This is a genomic window from Hydrogenophaga sp. L99 (assembly GCF_058731905.1).
The window spans coordinates 3,677,409-3,695,013 of record NZ_CM178972.1 but is presented as its reverse complement, the minus strand read 5'-3'; the positions used below and the strand labels follow the sequence as shown (position 1 = coordinate 3,695,013).

General features: G+C 65.3%; 14 protein-coding genes. 7 read left to right on the top strand and 7 right to left on the bottom strand.

What is annotated here, in order from left to right:
• Positions 1-58 precede the first annotated feature (58 nt).
• The gene (locus tag AC4QBL_RS17680; protein WP_472907934.1) at positions 59-1,036 is read left to right on the top strand and encodes a prenyltransferase; all 978 of its coding nucleotides are present in this window, start codon (positions 59-61) and stop codon (positions 1,034-1,036) included.
• 1,025 nt (positions 1,037-2,061) lie between these two features.
• On the opposite strand, the gene AC4QBL_RS17675 is transcribed toward AC4QBL_RS17680, so the two are convergent.
• From AC4QBL_RS17675 to AC4QBL_RS17650, 6 genes are all read right to left on the bottom strand, one after another.
• Positions 2,062-4,740 carry a bifunctional acetate--CoA ligase family protein/GNAT family N-acetyltransferase gene (locus AC4QBL_RS17675; RefSeq protein ID WP_472907933.1) on the bottom strand — a complete coding sequence of 893 codons (2,679 nt, stop codon included), beginning with the start codon at positions 4,738-4,740 and terminating at the stop codon, positions 2,062-2,064.
• Positions 4,741-4,870: 130 nt separating this feature from the next.
• Positions 4,871-5,752: a histone deacetylase family protein gene (locus tag AC4QBL_RS17670; RefSeq protein WP_472907949.1), complete on the bottom strand. Its 882-nt coding sequence runs from the start codon at positions 5,750-5,752 to the stop codon at positions 4,871-4,873.
• A gap of 276 nt (positions 5,753-6,028) precedes the next feature.
• A complete protein-coding gene (ubiM, locus tag AC4QBL_RS17665; RefSeq protein ID WP_472907931.1) occupies positions 6,029-7,246 on the bottom strand; it encodes a 5-demethoxyubiquinol-8 5-hydroxylase UbiM in 1,218 nt (405 codons plus the stop codon).
• Positions 7,247-7,356: 110 nt separating this feature from the next.
• Positions 7,357-7,974 (bottom strand): Spy/CpxP family protein refolding chaperone, encoded by a 618-nt coding sequence (locus tag AC4QBL_RS17660; RefSeq protein ID WP_472907930.1) that lies wholly within the window; start codon positions 7,972-7,974, stop codon positions 7,357-7,359.
• 187 nt (positions 7,975-8,161) lie between these two features.
• A complete protein-coding gene (gene cueR / locus AC4QBL_RS17655; RefSeq protein WP_472901720.1) occupies positions 8,162-8,614 on the bottom strand; it encodes a Cu(I)-responsive transcriptional regulator in 453 nt (150 codons plus the stop codon).
• Positions 8,611-8,808: a heavy-metal-associated domain-containing protein gene (locus AC4QBL_RS17650; protein WP_472901719.1), complete on the bottom strand. Its 198-nt coding sequence runs from the start codon at positions 8,806-8,808 to the stop codon at positions 8,611-8,613. The genes cueR and AC4QBL_RS17650 overlap by 4 nt, the downstream gene beginning before the upstream one ends.
• A 229-nt stretch (positions 8,809-9,037) precedes the next feature.
• On the opposite strand from AC4QBL_RS17650, the gene AC4QBL_RS17645 reads away from it, so the two are divergent.
• The 5 genes from AC4QBL_RS17645 (at position 9,038) to AC4QBL_RS17625 (ending at position 15,265) form a co-directional block, all read left to right on the top strand.
• On the top strand, positions 9,038-11,311 hold the full coding sequence (locus AC4QBL_RS17645) for a heavy metal translocating P-type ATPase (RefSeq protein WP_472907948.1): 2,274 nt from the start codon (positions 9,038-9,040) through the stop codon (positions 11,309-11,311).
• A 165-nt stretch (positions 11,312-11,476) separates the two neighbouring features.
• Positions 11,477-12,532 (top strand): alkene reductase, encoded by a 1,056-nt coding sequence (locus AC4QBL_RS17640; protein WP_472907929.1) that lies wholly within the window; start codon positions 11,477-11,479, stop codon positions 12,530-12,532.
• A gap of 145 nt (positions 12,533-12,677) precedes the next feature.
• Positions 12,678-13,274: a hemerythrin domain-containing protein gene (locus tag AC4QBL_RS17635; RefSeq protein ID WP_472901716.1), complete on the top strand. Its 597-nt coding sequence runs from the start codon at positions 12,678-12,680 to the stop codon at positions 13,272-13,274.
• A 150-nt stretch (positions 13,275-13,424) separates the two neighbouring features.
• Positions 13,425-14,033 (top strand): hypothetical protein, encoded by a 609-nt coding sequence (locus tag AC4QBL_RS17630; protein WP_472907928.1) that lies wholly within the window; start codon positions 13,425-13,427, stop codon positions 14,031-14,033.
• Entirely contained in the window at positions 14,006-15,265 is a 1,260-nt protein-coding gene (locus tag AC4QBL_RS17625) for a YbfB/YjiJ family MFS transporter (RefSeq protein ID WP_472907927.1), read from the top strand. Before AC4QBL_RS17630 ends, AC4QBL_RS17625 begins: the two co-directional genes overlap by 28 nt.
• 37 nt (positions 15,266-15,302) lie before the next feature.
• Here the strand turns inward: AC4QBL_RS17625 and AC4QBL_RS17620 are convergent, their stop codons facing one another.
• Entirely contained in the window at positions 15,303-16,466 is a 1,164-nt protein-coding gene (locus AC4QBL_RS17620; RefSeq protein WP_472907926.1) for an ATP-binding protein, read from the bottom strand.
• Between the two features lie 202 nt (positions 16,467-16,668).
• Between AC4QBL_RS17620 and speB the strand changes: the two genes are divergently transcribed.
• Positions 16,669-17,604 (top strand): agmatinase, encoded by a 936-nt coding sequence (gene speB / locus AC4QBL_RS17615; protein WP_472907925.1) that lies wholly within the window; start codon positions 16,669-16,671, stop codon positions 17,602-17,604.
• Position 17,605 lies beyond the last annotated feature (1 nt).

Below are 17,605 nucleotides of genomic sequence, written 5' to 3'. Positions count from 1 at the left end.
GGCTGGGCTTGCGATTGGACAAGGCGCGTCGGGCTGCATCGCCACACACTTGATCGGTATGAAACCTCTGCCCAAAGTCTCTGTGGTGCGCCAACCCCAAAAGAAACCGCCTGACCCGGGCTTGGGTCAGGCGCTGGTGTGGGTGCGCATGACACGTCCGGCTTTTTTGTGGCTCACGGTGGTGGCTTGTGTGCTGGGCACCGCAACCGCTGCAGCCTGCGGCTGCGGGCTCGACCTGCCGCTGGCGCTCGGTGCCACCGCGTTGGCCGTGCTGGCACACGCGGCAGGCAATGTGTTGAACGACCTGCACGATGCACGCAATGGAGCAGATGCGGCCAACCAGCGGGGTATCTTTCCGTTCACAGGCGGTTCGCGGCTGATACAGACCGGCGTGGCGACCGAGCGGCAAACCGCCGAACTGGCCTTCGCGCTAGTGTTGTTTCTGGTACCGGCCGGACTGCTGCTGGCGGTTAAAGCCGGTGGTGGTGTGTTGCTGCTGGGCTTGGCGGGACTGGTGCTGGCCTGGGCTTACTCGGCACCACCGCTGCGGTTGATGTCGCGCGGGTTGGGCGAACTGACGGTGGCACTCGTGTGGTTTCTGGTGGTGGTGGGCGCGGACTATGTGCAGCGCCGCCACTTTTTCCCCATACCCGCCTGGGTGGCGTTGGGTTTTGCGCTGCTGGTGGCAGCGCTGCTGCTGATCAACGGGTTTCCGGACGCTGAAGCCGATGCCCAAGTGGGCAAGCGCACCTTGGTGGTGAGGCTTGGTCCCGTAAAGGCCAGCGCGTTGTATGCCGTGCTGGCGCTCGGCGCTCACCTGTGGTTGGTGGCCGGCGTCTGGCTGTTGGTGCCGCCAAGCCAGGCGCTTTGGGGGCTGGTTTCTTTGCCGTTTTCCCTGGCGGCTGCAGGATGGCTGGCCCAACACAGGCACCAGCCCGACAGGTTGAAACCTGCTCTGGTGCTCAGCGTCATAGCGGTGTTGCTGCACGGACTGGGTCTCGCCGCCGGTTTTGCCCAACTGGCGCGGTTGCACTGAAAAACGCGCCACAGCCGCTCGAAACGCCAGCCCAAAACTGGCTTGCCAAAGCAATTGATCACAGCCCTGTGGGTAACTTTTTAATAACCACGTGGTTATCCACAGACAACCGCCGCCTGGCCCAGTTGTCCCCGTTTCGGTCGCCGGGAAACAGGGCCGTCTGCACAGGCTTTGGCAGCACCCAAGTGCTTGTCCCGCTTGAAGAAAACCAGCTTATCCACACAAAACGGCCCCCTCTACTACTGCTACTAATTTGTATTAAAGCTATAGAGAGATAAGAAGCGGGAACCGAAAACCCGTTTTTTGCGCCGCTTTGGGTTGCCTGCCAACACCTTGGTAGGCAAAAAGTTGATTTTTTTCGGCTGACGCAACCATCACTTCCGTGACCCCTTGCGTGTACCAGATCCTTTGTGGCAGCTGATTTCGACGTTCAAACGGTTCAGCCGTGCCCAGCAGGGGGGTTGTGAGCGCCTGGAAGCGGCCAAGCGGGGTCCTGGGAGGGCCAGGACCGATCAGGCGCTCCAAATGCCTGAGAAATGCACCGTGACCTGCCTGAGCGCGTGATGAACGCCCTGCAGCGCAATCACCTGGCTTGGCAAGACCGGGCGCCCGGGGGTTTGAAAGCGTTCAGGACCTTCAAAACCATGGATTTGCCAGCTCTCAGAGGCTGGCGGGTCGGTAACAACGGCCCAAACCGTTGTTTTGGTCCGAAAAAAACGGCTTCTTAAAGAGGTTGATCACAACCTTGTGGGTAACTTTTTAATAACCACGGGGTTATCCACAGAAGACCGCCGCTTGGCCCAGTTGTCCCCTTTTGGGTCGCCAGGAAACAGGGCCGTCTGCACAGGCTTTGGCAGCACCCAAGTGCTTGTCCCGCTTGAAGAAAACCAGCTTATCCACACAAAACGGCCTCCTCTACTACTGCTACTAATTTGTATTAAAGCTATAGAGAGATAAGAAGCGGGAACCCGAAGGCGAAAAAAACCGCCTGGACGGGCGGTTTTGATCGAAAAACATGCCGGGCTCTACAGGGCGTGCGTCACCAACTTGAAGTCCGGGTCTTCTGCAAAGGTTTTCACGGCAAAGCCCAAGCCTTTCATGAGCTTGAGCATGCCCGGGTTGTTCGCCAGCACCAAGCCTTCAATTTCGGTCAAACCCTTGTCTCGTGCTTCTTCCATGATGCTCAGCATGAGCCGCGAACCCAGACCTTTGCCGTTGAAATCGTCTGCCACCACGAGTGAAAACTCGCAGCTCGCTTTGTCGGGGTTGGTGATGTAGCGCGAAACGCCCACGATGCGCTCGGTTTCCACCGGTTCGCCCCCTGGGCCGGGCTGGCGGGTGCGGTGGATGGCCACCAGCGCCATTTCGCGGTCGTAATCGATCAAGGTGAGCCGCGAGAGCATGGATGGCGGCAGCTCTTTGAGCGACGACACAAAGCGGAAATACCGGCTTTCGGGCGACAGGTGTTGCACCAGGTCTTGCAGCATCTGGGCGTCGTCGGGGTGGATGGGGCGGATGGTGTATTCGCCACCGCCGCGCAGCGGCCAGACCTGCTCGTAACGCGCCGGGTAAGGCAGGATGGCCAGGTGGGCGTAGTTGCGGGCGGTGGCGGGCGCGTTATCGATGACGATGCGCGCGTCCACCGCGACCGCACCCGATGCGTCCACGATGATGGGGTTGATGTCCATTTCACGCAGCTGGGGCAGTTCGCACACCATTTCGGACACGCGCAGCAGCACATGTTCGAGCGCATCCATGTCTACCGCGCTGGCGCCGCGCCATTCGCCCAGGGTTTCGGCCACGCGGGAGCGGTCAATGAGCCGGCGGGCCAGAAACTGGTTGAGCGGTGGCAGTTCCATGGCGCGGTCGTTGATGAGCTCGATCATGGTGCCACCGGCGCCGAAGGCAATGACCGGGCCAAACGGGTCGTCGGTGACGAGGCCGATGTAGAGTTCGCGGCCGCGTTTGTTGCGCGCCATTTTCTGGATGGTGACGCCGTTGATGCGGGCGCCGGGCTGGGCTTTGGCCACGGCCTGGATCATGGTGTTGTACACATCGCGCACGCCCACGGCGTTCATCACGTTGAGCGCGACGCCGTTCACATCGCTTTTGTGGCTGATGTCGGGTGAGTCGATTTTGAGCGCCACCGGGTAGCCCAGCTGGGTGGCGATCATCATGGCTTCGTTGGCGCTGCGCGCCAGAATGGTTTGTGTGACCGGGATGTGAAAGGCCGAGAGCAGGGCCTTGGACTCCATTTCGGTGAGCACCTTGCGGCGCTCGGTCAACACGTTTTCAATCAGCAGGCGCGCGCCTTCAATGTCGGGCTTGGCCAGGGTGGACAGCGGGGGCGGTGTTTGCTGCAGCAGTTGCTGGTTTTCGTAAAAACTGGCGATGTTGCCAAAGGCGCCCACGGCGGCTTCGGGCGTGCGAAAGCTGGGGATGGCGGCCGCCGCCAGCACTTCGCGGGCTTCGATCACCGAGGCGTCGCCCATCCAGCAGCACAGCAGCGGTTTGCTCATCTGGGTTTTGAGGCTGGCCATGGCGCGCGCCACGTCGGCGGCGTTGGTGCCGGCTTTGGGTGAGTGCACCACCAGCACGCCGTCGATGCTGCGGTCGTGGCCGGCGGCGTCGATGGCGGCCTGGTAGTGCGCCGGTGTGGCTTCTTCAGACAGGTCAATCAGGTCGCACAGCGAGGCCAGGGCGGGCAGCTGGGGTTGCAGCGCCTTCACGGTGTCGGGTGCCAGGCGGCCCAGTTCCAGGTGGATTTCGCTCACCCAGTCGGCCGCCAGCACGCCGGGGCCGCCGCCGTTGGTGACGATGGCCAGGCGCTTGCCCACCGGGCGGTAGCGCGAGGCCAGGCATTTGGCGGCAGAAAACAGCTCGACGAACGAGCGCACCCGCACCGCGCCGGCGCGTCGCAGGGCGGCGTCAAACACGTCGTCGCTGCCCACAATGGTGCCGCTGTGGGTCTGGGCGGCCTGGTTACCGGCTTTTTTGCGCCCGGCTTTGAGCACGACCACCGGCTTGGCGTTGGCGGCTGCGCGCAGCGCGCTCATGAAGCGCCGGGCGTTGGAAATGCCTTCCATGTAGACCACGATGCTGTGCGTTTGCGCATCCGACGCCAGGTAGTCGAGCACCTGGGCAATGTCCACCGACGTGTTGGGGCCCAGCGAGACCACGGTGGAGAAACCCACGGCGTTGAGGCTGGCCCAGTCGAGGATGGAGGCGGTGAGCGCGCCCGACTGCGAAACCAGGGCCAAAGGGCCGGGGTTGGTCAGTGGGCCAGCCACGCTGGCATTGAGGCCGCTGCGGGGGCGCTGAAAGCCCATGCTGTTGGGGCCCAGCAGGTGCATGCCGTGGCGGCGCGCCACGCGGTGCATTTCCAGCGCCAGTTCGGCTGTGATGCCGCTGCCCACCACCAGGGCGGCGCGGCACTTGATGCGGCCCGCCACTTCCAGCGCTTCAATGGCTTCGGCCGGTGGCAGCACGATGATGGCCAGGTCGGCCCGGGTTTGGGCCAGGTCGGCCAGGGTGCCGGTGGTGTGGATGTCCAGAAACACCAGCGTGCCGCTGAAGCGTTGCTGGGTGATGGCGGCGACCAGCGCCCGGGCCTGAGGGGTTTGTAGCTCGGCGTTGTCGGCCTGGCCAGCAAAGACCGCAATGGTTTCAGGCTCGAAGAGGGGGGTGAGGTAGTGTTTGTCCATGGGGGACTCAGGTTGCTGCAAAAAAGGAATATGAAGGGGTGTGGATGGGTGGCGAAAACCTTTGAACCCAACCCACACACCCGGCAGCGACAAGGCAAGCGCGTCCCGTGACGTGTGGCGATTCGGCCGTTCAGTCAGCGCCAATCAGCACACGCACATGGGCCGCCACACTGCGCGCCAGTGGGCTGAGCACATAGCCACCTTCCAGGCAGGAAATGATGCGCCCCTGGCTGTGTTTTCGGGCGATTTTCATGAGTTCTTGTGTCACCCACGCGTAATCGGCTTCCACCAGGCCCAGGTTCCCCATGTCGTCTTCGCGGTGGGCGTCGAAGCCGGCCGAGATGTAGATCAACTCGGGTGCAAAGGCGTCAAGCGCGGGCACCCAGTGCTGGGTGACGGCTTCGCGAAACGCGTCGCTGCCCGATCGGCTGGGCAGGCCCACGTTGACCATGTTGTCTCCGGTGGCGGTTTCGCCGTTGAACGGGTACAGGCCTTTTTCAAAGATGGAGCACATCAGCACGCGCTCGTCCCCTCGAAAAATGTCTTCGCTGCCGTTGCCGTGGTGCACGTCAAAGTCGATCAGAGCCACGCGTTGCACACCGTGTGCGTTGAGCGCGTGGCGAATGCCCACGGCCACGTTGTTGAAAAAACAGAAGCCCATGGCGGCCGAGCGTTCGGCGTGGTGGCCGGGCGGGCGCACGCAGCAAAAGGCGGTGGGCGCGTCGCCGGCCAGCACCAGGTCGGTGGCTTGCACGGCGGCGCCGGCGGCGCGCAGGGCGGCCGTGAGCGTGTGGGGGCACATGTTGGTGTCGGGGTCGACTGCGTGCAGGCCTTCGGCGGGTGAGGCGTTGATGATTTCACTGACGTAGAGCGAAGCATGCGCGCGCGCCAATTGCTCCTGGGTGGCCAGGGGCGCGTCGTACGGGATCATGTAGTCCAGCAAGCCCTTGACCAGCAGGTGGTCGTTGATGGCGCCCAGGCGGTCGGGACATTCGGGGTGGTGTGGGCCCATGTCGTGGCGGGCGCAGTCGGCGTGGGTGATGTAGGCGGACAGCAAGTCGGGTCTCCTCGGCTTTGGTACGGGTGGTGATCTGGCGGTGTTCCCGCAGGCATCGGACGTGCCTGTGCAGGGTGAATTTGCCAATCTAGACCCGAATGCTGACGGCTGCCTTGATGCAGCGCAACATGCACGTGGCGTGCCTCTGGACGAGGCGAACCTGTTCGAGCAGGCGGCTGATGCTCAGCGGCCGGTTGGGGTGTTGAAGCACCTGCCGCTGATGGGTTGTTTTTAATGCAGTCCGGTCAGGCTGGCTGCTACCGCACGTTTGAATGGGGTGAACCGCTCACCCAAACCCACCAGGGCCTGGCGCACGAAGCGGGCGGGTGCTTCTTCGCGGGTGTAGAGCTGGGCCAGTGCGTGGGTGGCCAGGTACAGGCCGCGGCTGGCACGCTGGTGGGTGCGTTGGTAGCGTTCCAGCAGGGCGGGCGAGGCAATGTCCTGGCCTTGCTGGTGCGCCTGGGTGAGCAGTTGCGCCAGGGTGTCGATGCTGCGCAGGCCCAGGTTGAAACCGTGGGCGGTAACGGGGTGCATGCCCACGGCGGCGTCGCCCACCGCAGCAAAGCGCTGTGCCACCAGGCGGCGCGCCCACACGCCCACCAGCGGGTAGGCGTGGCGGGTGCTGCACAGGCGCATGGCGCCCAGCTGGTGGCCAAAGCGCTCGGCCATGGCGGCGTTGAATGGGGATTCGGGCAGGTCCATCAGCGGTTGCAAGGCTTGGCTGGGCAGGGTGAGCACCACCGACGAACGCGGCAGGCCCGTCTGCGGGCAGGGGTTCATGGGCAGTAGGGCCAGCGTCTGGCCGTGGTCAAACCATTCCCACGCGGTTTCATGGTGAGGCTGCTCATGCGTCATGTTGCACACCAGCATGGTGCGGCCGTAGTCGTGCAGGTCGGCCGGTATGCCCATGGCGCGGCGGGTGCTGGAATGGCGGCTGTCGGCGGCCACGGCCAGCCGTGCGCTCAGGGTGGTGCCGCTGGCCAGGGTGATGTGGGCCCCCTGGGCGGTGGTGTGGATGTGCGTGACCTGTTGCTCGCCGTATAAAGTGGGTGGCGCCCCGGGTGTGTCACCTTCTGTGGCCATGGATGCTTCAAAGGCGGCGCGGCGGATGTGGTGGTTGGCCACCAGGTGGCCCAGCTCTGGCTTGGGGCTGAGGGTGTGGCTGATGCGCATGCGCGACTGGCCGCGGCCCGCACCGCCGTCGAGCACCAGCGCGTCGCGCAGCGGGGCGATGTGGGCTTCGCCCAGGTGGTGCCACACGCCGAGCTGGCGCAGCAGCGCCGCGCTGTGCTGGGTGAGGGCAATTTCGCGGCCGTCAAACGCCGGGTTTTGCAGCGTGGCCACGCTGCTTTGCTCCACCAGGCCGATGTGCAAACCGCTGCCTCGCAAAGCTTGGGCGAGGCACAGCCCGGCGGGGCCGGCGCCGATGATGATGAGGTCAAAGTCCATGGCGGGGCAGCTTATCGGCAGGCTGCTGCGCGGGGCTTGATGTGCATCAAGCAAAACAGCCCCGGGGTGGCCGGGGCTGTTGGGCTGGGCAGGCGTCTGGCGCCCAGGGTTCAGCTTTGTTTGGGCATGCCGGCTTCACAGCCCATGCCACCCATGCCTTTGTGGTCACCGTGCATGCCATGGTGGCCGCCTTTGCCACCCATGCGGTGTTCACCCTTCATGCCGGCGCGCTGCATGCCGCCGTGCGCCTGGGTGTCAAACACTTTTTGCTGTTCGGGCGTGAGCGCGGCGTAGAAGCTTTTGGTGGCGTCGATACGTTTGGCCATCTGTGCGTCGCGCTCGGCTTTCAGGGCTTGCATTTTGTCCAGGCGCTCAGGCGTGGTCAGCTTGGACCAGTCTTCCCGCGCACCGGCCTTCATGGCGCGGGGCTCGTGCGCGGTGCGGGCCACAAAGGCGTTCCAGGCAGGTTCTTGCTCGGCGCTGAGCTTCAGCTCGGCCTTCAGCTTGGCCTGGCGCTCGGCGTGGTGTTGCTGCATGCGCTCCATGCGCTGGGCATGGCGTTGGCTCATGTCGGGCTTGCCAGCTTCGGTGGTGGCCTGGGCCATGTGCTGTGCGTGTGCGCCGTGCGGCATGCCACCCATGCCTTGTGCAATGGCGGTGGCCGAGATGCCCACAAAAGCGGTGGCCAGTGCGGCGGCGATGAGGCCTTTTTTGGAAATCAGTTTCATGGTGTTCACTCCTGAGTCGGTGGTTGAAAGACGTTCCTGAAACCGCAGCGGGTGTGTGTTTCTGGAATGGGTTCAGTGTGCGAGCACCGTGTATCGGCTCGGTGACCTATTGAGTCGCTTCTGTAAAGTTTTGTTCCGAATACCCCATGGGTCTTGATCCCGTGTCCGGGTTGAACCTTGCGCCAGATCAAGGATGGCTCAGGTCGTCCAGGATGGGGCAGCCGGGTCGCCCGTCGCCCGGGCACAGGTGCAGCAAACCGTCCAGGCTGCGCTGCATGGCTTGCAGCGCTTCGATGCGCTGGCTCAGTTCGTCGCGGTGTTTTTGGGCAATGCGTTTCACGCTGGCGCTGCTGCGCCGGCGGTTGTGCCACAGGCTCACCAGCTCGGCAATGGCGTCCAGGCCAAAGCCCATGTCGCGCGAGCGGCGGATGAAGCGCAGCGTGTGCACATCGGCCAGGCTGTACTGGCGGTAGTTGCTGTCGGTGCGGTTGACGGTGCCCAGCAGGCCGAGCGATTCGTAGTGGCGCAGCATCTTGGGCGAAATGCCGCTGAGCCGCGCCGCCGTGCCAATGTTGACCGGCCAGGCGTTGACCGCGTCGAGCGACGGATCGGCTTCGCTGGCGTGGCTGCAGGCCTTCATGCCGCGACCGTGTAGCCTTCTTCGCGGATCGCTTCGGCCACCGTTTCGCGGGGCTGTTCGGTGTCCACTTCAACCCGGTTCTGGCTGCGGTCGATGCTGACGACGGCTTGGGGGTCGAGCAGTTTGATGGCGGTGGTGACGGCTTTTTCGCAATGGCCGCAGGTCATGCCTTGCACGGAAAAGATCTGGTTCATGGTGAGTTCCAATGGTGTTGGTTGGGGGTGAGCCTATGTTCAGGCTTGACACCGTGTCAAGGTCAAGTCTGCTGCAGAAAACAAGATACACCTTGTCGCTTGACCTTCCCACCGGGGTAAAGCTTATGCTTCTGGCATGACAAGTTTGAATGTACCGAACCAAGCCACGAGCCACGCCCACCAGACCGACCCCAACGCTTCGAGCCAGATCGACCTGGGCATTGGCGGCATGACCTGTGCCTCGTGCGTGTCGCGGGTGGAAAAGACGCTGAAGAAGCAGGCGGGTGTGAGCGACGCCACGGTGAACCTGGCCACCGAGTCGGCCCGCATCACGCTGGCGGGCACGGGCGACGCTGAGACGCTGGCCCGGCTCAAACGCGCTGTGCGCGACGCCGGTTACGAGCCGCGCACCACCGACGCCATGGACGACGCCAGCCCCGCACACTGGCTGGGTGTGCCGCTGGATTTGTGGCCCGTGCTGGTGGGTGTGTTGTTGTCGGCACCGCTGGCGCTGCCCATGGTGGGCGACCTGTTTGGCAAACACTGGATGCTGCCCGCCTGGATCCAGTTTGTGCTGGCCACGCCGGTGCAGTTTGTGCTGGGTGCGCGCTTTTACAAAGCCGGCTGGCACGCGCTGAAGGCCCTCACCGGCAACATGGAGCTGCTGGTGGCCATCGGCACCACGGCGGGTTGGGCGCTGTCCACCTGGCTGTGGTGGAAGGCCGAGCCGGGCGAGATGGTGCACCTGTATTACGAGGGCTCGGCGGTGGTGATCACGCTGGTGCTGCTGGGCAAATGGCTGGAAACCCGCGCCAAGCGCCAGACCACCAGCGCCATCCGTGCGCTGCACGCGCTGCGGCCCGAGCGCGCTCATTTGCTGCCCGATGGCGTGCGCCGCATCGAGCTCACCGACGTGCCGGTGGACGAGCTGTTGCCGGGCGACATCATCCGCGTGTTGCCCGGTGAGCGCTTTGCGGCCGACGGCGAGGTGCTGCTGGGGCACACGCAGGCCGACGAGTCGATGCTGACCGGCGAGGTCATGCCGGTGGCCAAAGAGCCGGGTGATTTTGTGACCGGCGGCGCGCTCAACGGCGAGGGCTCGGTGGAGGTGCGCGTGCGTGCGATTGGCGCGCAAAGCGTGCTGGCCCAGATCATTGCGCTGGTGCAGGACGCGCAGGCCGCCAAGGCGCCGGTGCAGCGCCTGGTGGACCAGGTGGCCGCGGTGTTTGTGCCGGTGGTGCTGGTCATCGCGCTGGTCACGCTGGGCGGCTGGCTGTACCTCGGCGCGCCAGTGGAAGAGGCCTTGCTGCATGCCGTGGCTGTGTTGGTGATTGCCTGCCCCTGCGCGCTCGGCCTGGCCACGCCCACGGCCATCATGGCGGGCACCGGTGTGGCCGCGCAGCACGGCATTTTGATCAAAGACGCGCAAGCGCTGGAGATCGCGCACCGCGTGGACACGGTGGCGTTTGACAAGACCGGTACCCTGACCGTGGGCCACCCCCGGTTGCAGGTGATTGAAGCCGCCGCTGGTGTGGACGAGCTGGCGGTGCTGCAGGCGGCCAGCGCACTGCAGGCGCAGAGCGCCCACCCGCTGGCGCGCGCCGTGCTGGACGCTGCCACCGCCCGCGGCCTGGCGGTGGCGCCCGACGCTGCGCAAGACGTGCAAGCCGTGGCCGGGCGCGGCGGCTGGGGCACCGTGCAGGGCGCGCGGCTGGCGCTGGGCAGCCTGCGCTGGATGGACGAACTCGCCGCAGCGCTGGGCCCGCTGGCCGAGCGTGCGCAGGTGTTGCAAAACGAAGGCGCCACGGTGTCGGTGCTGGCCGCGCAAAACGAGGCCGGCACCTGGGCACCGCTGGCGCTGCTGGCGTTTGCCGACGAAGCCAAGCCCGGCGCCGCTGCCGCGCTGGCGGGGCTGCGCGCGCAGGGCATGCGCTTGTTCATGGTGTCGGGCGACAACCGGGGCGCCGCCTTGGCCATGGCCCAAAAGCTGGGTCTGAAGGCTGAAGCGGGCGAGGTGATTGCCGAGGTGCTGCCGGGTGACAAGGCGGCGGTGATCAAGCAACTGAGGCTTGGAGAAGGCGCCGGCGCAGACCAAGCAACAAGCCATCACACCGTTGCCATGGTGGGCGACGGCGTGAACGACGCACCTGCGCTGGCTGCGGCCGACGTGGGCCTGGCCATGAGCCACAGCCAGGGCGGCAGTTCGGACGTGGCGATGCACGCCGCTGGCATCACGCTGATGCGGGGCGACCCGATGCTGGTGGCCGCCGCGCTGGACATTTCGCGCCGCACCGTGTCCAAGATCCGGCAAAACCTGTTTTGGGCCTTTGCTTACAACGCGGCCGGCATTCCGCTGGCCGCGCTGGGCTACCTGAGCCCGGTGCTGGCGGGTGCCGCCATGGCGCTGAGTTCAGTGAGTGTGGTGAGCAACGCCTTGCTGCTCAAGCGCTGGAAACCCCCGGTGACGCCGCCGGCAGTGGCCGAGCACCCGCCGGGCGCATGAGCTGCGGCATGGCCAGTCGCGTTTGGCGCCTGCCTGAGCGCTTACAGGTTTTGCTGTTCCCTTGCTGCAGCGCCGGCGGTGGGGCGGTGTTAAGGTCGCGCCCCGCTGGCCACTTCCCCTGGGTCGCGGCCTTGGCTCCCCATTCCCTCCCTTCTGAAAGTTCTCATGTTGTTCACCCCTTTGCAAGCCGGCGCCATCACCATGCCCAACCGCGTTCTCATGGCACCGCTCACCCGGGCGCGCGCCAGCGCGGGCCACATGCCCAACGCGCTCATGGCCGAGTACTACGCGCAGCGCGCCAGTGCCGGCCTGGTCATCACCGAATGCACCATGATCCTGCCCGGCACGTCGGCTTTTGTGTCTGAGCCGGGCGTGTACAGCCCCGAGCAGATTGCAGCCTGGAAGGTGGTGACCGACGCGGTGCACGCCCGTGGCGGGCGCATCTTCATGCAGATCTGGCACGCCGGGCGCGCGGCCCACCCGGCACTGAACGGGGGTGCAGAAACCGTGTCGTCCAGCGCGCTGGCGGTGGACGGCGACACCCAGACCCCCGAAGGCAAGCGGCCCAATGTGGTGCCGCGTGCGCTGCGCGCCGACGAAATACCCGCATTGGTGGAAGCCTTTGCCCAAGCCGCCCGCAACGCGGTGCAAGCCGGCTTTGACGGTGTGGAAGTGCACGGCGCCAACGGCTACCTGATCGACCAGTTTTTGCGCGATGGTGCCAACCAGCGCACCGACGCTTACGGCGGCTCGCTGGAGAACCGAGCCCGTTTCCTGTTTGAGGTGCTGACCGCGGTGAACGCCGCCATTGGCGAAGGCCGCGTGGGCCTGCGTTTGTCGCCCCTGAACAGCTACAACAGCATGATCGACAGCGACCCGATGGGGCTCACGGCTTTCCTGGCCGAGCGCTTGAACGGCTTCAACCTGGCTTACCTGCACGTGATGCGTGCCGACTTTTTCCAGGCCCAGCAAGCCGACGTGATGACGCCCGCACGCGCCCACTACAAAGGCGTGCTGGTGGGCAACATGGGCTACAGCGGCGACGAGGCTGAAAAGGCCGTTCAGGCCGGGTTGCTCGACGCCGTGGCCTTTGGCACCGCCTTTTTGGCCAACCCCGATCTGCCGGCGCGCCTGCAGGCCGGTGCGCCGCTCAATGCCCCCGACGCCAGTACGTTTTACACGCCCGGCGCCAAGGGCTACACCGACTACCCGGCGCTGTGAACCGACACGGCCGGCGTCGCCGGCCGTGTCGGTGTCGGCCGCGCAGGGCGGGTGCTTGTTGACCTGTATCAAGACCCGAAACGGCGATCTGCGGGATGCTAGGGACGCTGCTTGTCAGCCATAACAACCCTCCGGAGACAACGCCATGAACCACGAAGCCCTGCGCGTCATCCGCGACGAACATGCCACCTTGGCGGCCATGTTGCAGTCGCTCATGCAGATGGTCAAACGCGGCCCCAGCCCCGACGGCAAAGACCAGCACGAGCTGTTTTTTGACGTGCTGCGCGCCATGCTGTTCTACATCGACGAGTTCCCTGAAAAGCTGCACCACCCCAAAGAGTCGGACCTGCTGTTTCCCCGCGTGGCACGGGCCGCGCCGCACGTCATGAGCGCCATTGACCAGCTGGAGCGTGACCACGGTGCGGGCGAGCTGCGCGTGCGCGAGCTCATGCACCTGCTGATGGCCTGGGAGTACCTGGGCGATACGCGGCGCAAGGCGTTTGAGGACGAGGTGACGGCCTATGTGGATTTCTATTTGCAGCACATGCGGCTGGAAGAAACCGTGGTGCTGCCCGAAGCCGAAAAGCACCTGACCGACGCCGACTGGCATGCGCTGAACGCCGCCTTTGCCACCAACCAGGACCCGCTGAGCAACCGGGTTCCACGCGACCCGCAGTTTGACCGCCTGTTCACCCGCATCGTGATGCGGGCGCCCGCACCCGTGGGGCTGGGGCAAGACTGAGCGATTGAGCGATGCGGCGCCTGGCCGGCGCGGCGGGGTGTCCGGGTTCGGCGGGTAATACAAATAGTTTTAGTTGACGCGGATCAATGGCGATCTGTGGTTGATCGTGCATACTTATGTAACTATTTGTATTACACGTGTGCCCGCACCATGTCTCAATCAGCCCAACGTACCCCTTTTGACGACCCTTATGGCGTGTCCAGGTTGCTGCACACCCTGGTGTTGCTGGTGCAGCGCTTGCCCGACGAACAGGGCCGCGGCGGGCATGCCGCATTTTTTGATGCGGTTAACGCGCTCATGATCGACGTGTGTGCCAAGGTGCCGTCTGAACAAGCCGCCAACGACGCGCTGGTGCTGGTGGCCATTGCCCAGCTGGAGCGCCGCCCCCTGGGGCACGACCCGCTGGTGTACGACCTGATGCAAGTGCTGCGCACCTATGGCTTCATGGCGGGTGAACGCGGCGCTTTGCTGTTGTCCACCCTCAGCCGCCTGGTGGACCGGCATGTGCGCCTGTTCTGGCAAGAGTCTGAGCTGCCCGAGGCACCCGCTGCAGCGGCACGCAGCGAGCGGCCCAAGGTGGTCGACTGGAACACCCTTAACCTGCCCTGGCACCTGCGCCCTGGCCAGCGCGTGGCGGTGGCAGCGCTCCCGGAGCCCAACGAGTCCCAAGAGCCCGACAGTCGCGCCCGGCAACCCGGCGTGGTGGTGGACTGGCCGACAATGGCCGGGCCATGCCAAGCCCCATCCAGCCCCGCCTGAACCCGGACCCAGCCGCCGACCCCACCCCCTACGTGCGGTTGGCGCTGGCGCTGTCGCTGGGCGCCGCGGTGTCGCTGGGCATCACCCGCTTTGCCTACGGCCTGTTGCTGCCCACCATGCGCGAAGACCTGGGCTGGAGCTACACCCTGGCCGGGGCCATGAACACCTTCAACGCCGTGGGCTATTTGCTCGGCGCCCTGGCCACGCCCTGGCTGCTGCGGCGCAGCGCGCCCACCGCTTTGCTGCTGTGGGGCTCGGCGCTGGCCACCGTGTTTATGGCGCTCAGCGGTTTTTTCACCACCGCCGGGCCGCTGCTGGCGCAGCGCTTGCTGGCCGGTGTGGCCAGTGCGCTGGTGTTCATTGCCGGTGGCCTGCTGGCCGCGCGCCTGGGCGCGCGCCAGCCGCACCGCAGTGGTTTTTTGCTGGGGCTGTATTACGGCGGCACCGGCGTGGGCATTGTGTTGTCGGCGCTGGGCGTGCCCTGGGTGCTGGAACACGCCGCCGGCCAGCCCCACGCCTGGACTTGGGCCTGGTGGGGCCTGGCGCTGCTGTGCGCGCTGGCCACCGCGCTGCTGGCCTGGCCCGCCCGGGTGCTCGCCGCCAGCGAAGCGGGGGCGCCCCCAACACCTGTGGCGGCACCGGGTGAGGTGGGCCACGCGGCCCGCGCGCTGGCCGGGCGCGTGTTTCGCCCGCGCGATTTCGCCTTTGCCCTGGCCGGCTACACCGGCTTCGGCGTGGGCTACATCGGCTACATGACCTTTGTGATCGCCCTGCTGCGCGAGCAGGGCAGCACCCCCGGCGCCATTACCCTCTATTACGCCCTGCTCGGTGTGGCTGTCATTGCGTCGTCCCGCATCTGGGCCGGTTTGCTGGACCGCCACAAAAACGGCCAGGCCCTGGCCCGGCTCAACGCCCTGCTCGGTGTGGCCGCTATCCTGCCCGCCCTCACCACCGCGTGGCCGCTGGTCATCGCATCGGGCCTGTTGTTTGGCGGCGTGTTTCTGTCGGTGGTGGCCAGCACCACGGCGCTGGTGCGCCACAACCTGCCACCCGCGCAATGGGCCGCCGGCATCAGCGCCTTCACCATCGTTTTCGCCGCCGGCCAGATCGTTGGCCCCACCGTGGTCGGCTTCATCGCCGACGGCCCCGGCGGCCTGGCCCGCGGCCTGGTGTTTTCAGCGCTGGCGCTGTGGGTGGGGGCGGCGTTGGCGTTGCGGCAGCGGGCTTTGTGATGCGCATGCGCCATGTGCATGACCCCGGGTTGCGGCGTTAGGGCACCATGTCCAACATGCCCTGCTGGCGCATCAGGTCCATCGTAGAGCCTTCCTCGATCGCGTACACCCCGCGTGTTTCCTTCCAGATCAGTCCCTTGTTTTGCAGCGCCATAAGGGCTTGCTGGACGTTTGATCCATCGGGTTCCAGGGTCTCGTGCGGCGCGATGCTGCGCAGCACCACTTTGTAGGCGGAGAGTGTGTCCTCTTGAAAAGGAGCAAAGTCGGCTTGGCGCGCGGCCATGACACGCAGCACCGCAGACTGCAGGGGTGTGAGCGAGTTGACCACCCGCAGGGTCTCTTTTTCCGCAGACGAGATCTGGGCCAGCACGGAGGCTTCGAACCGGGCAGGCACGTCACCGGGTTGCAGTTCGAAGTCAAAGCGCAGTTCCTCGGCTGCCGCGCCCAGTATTTCGGGTCTGTTGGAAGCCTTGGCAAACAGCGCTATGACCGCTTCGGGGTCCAGCGGCGCTGGGAGATCGACACCTTCGCAAAACCATTGCACAAAAGACGCATCAAGGGCCGGGAATGCCACCAGCGGTGCACCGAAAAACGCTTGCTCCTTGCTGTTGCGCAGCATGGCGAGCTTGTCCCGGTTGGAGCCGGTGGCGACGATCCTCAAGCCATTGTGCTGGCTTGAGTTGAGCTCGTCGCGTGCCGCCTTGAGGGCAAAGAGGGCGTCGTAGCCCTTGTCGCTGGTGATCGCATGCTGCGCTTCATCAATGATCAAAACGATGGGCTTTTTCAGTTCGTCTGAAAGATCAGCCAGCGCATCGCTCAGCGAAATGGCCACACCCAGCCCGATCTGGTTCAGTGACAGCTCCAAAACCCCGGGCACGGCGACGGTGTTCACCCCGATCTTGCGGGCCAGCCGGGCCATGACGTTGGCATTCTGGTGGAGCGCAGCCCGCACGGTGGACACAATCATTTCGCCGGGGTCCGTGGCCTTGTTGGACCACAGATCCACGTACAGCACATGGGCGCCGCTTTGCTCCAGTGCAGGCCGCAGGTCCTCGCGCATGAAGGTGGACTTGCCGGTGCGCCGGGGCGCTGCCAGGAACAGCCCTGATGAAGCCACCGAGCCCACTTTGTTGGCCAGAATCTGGGTCGCCAGCCGCTGAGCCAGCTCGGTACGCTTGAAGATAGGCGGGTTGGCATTCATGTTTTACACCCTTTTATAGACGACTATAGAAAATTATAGTGGGCTGGTAAGGCGGTGTGTGCTGGCTGGGTGCGGGTATTCCGGTGGACGCCAGCCGCGCCCCGCAATTGGCCTTACCTTTGGCCACGCGCAGCGGTATCGTGTGGGTCCAATCGGGCGGTGCTGTTCGCCGCTTGCACGCTTTGTTTTGAAGGACCGCGCCATGGCCATGGGGCAATTTGCATACGCCAGCAACACCAACCGTTTTCTGGGCGCCGATCCGCTGGCGGACCAGCCGTTTGCCATTGCGGGGGTGCCGTTTGACGGCGTGGTGACGAACCGGCCGGGCGCGCGCTTTGGCCCGCAGGCCATACGCGCGGCCAGCCTGATGCTGTGTGACGGCATTCACCCGGTGTTTGATGTGTCGCCACTGGCTTACCTGGGTGACGCGCTGGACATGCGCCTGCCCAATGCTTCGCCGCTGCCCGAGGTGCGCCGACACCTGGAGGCGCAGGCGGCGGCGCTGATGGCGCGGCACCATTGTGTGTTTTTGGGTGGTGACCATTCCATCACCTTGTCGCTGCTGCGAGCGGCGAAGGCGCGTTACGGCGGCGGGGAGCCGCTGGCTTGCCTGCACTTTGACGCGCATTGCGACACCTGGAGCGACCACTTTGGCGAGCCCTCGGGCCACGGCACCTGGACGTATGAGGCGATCCAGGAAGGCCTCATCAGCCCGGCGCACACGGTGCAGGTGGGCATCCGCTCCAGCGGGGAGCGGGCAGCGCGCGAGTATGTGGCCGACCAGGGCGGGCAGATTTTCACGGCGCGGGCGCTGCGCGGGCTCGACGGCGCGGGGCTGCAGCCGGCGCTGGACGCGATACGCGAGCGCATGGGGCAGCGCCCTTGTTATTTGACGCTGGACATTGACTGCCTGGACCCGGCGTTTGCGCCAGGCACGGGTACACCCGAACCGGGCGGGCTGACGAGTTCGCAGGTGCTGACGTTTCTGGAAGGCTTGGCGGACTTGAACTGGGTGGGCATGGACTGTGTGGAAGTGGCCCCGGCCTACGACCACGCGGAGCTGACGACGAACGCGGCGGCCACGTTTGTGTGGACGTACCTGAGCGGCCAGGTGGCCAAACGGAACCGGGGGGTGTGAG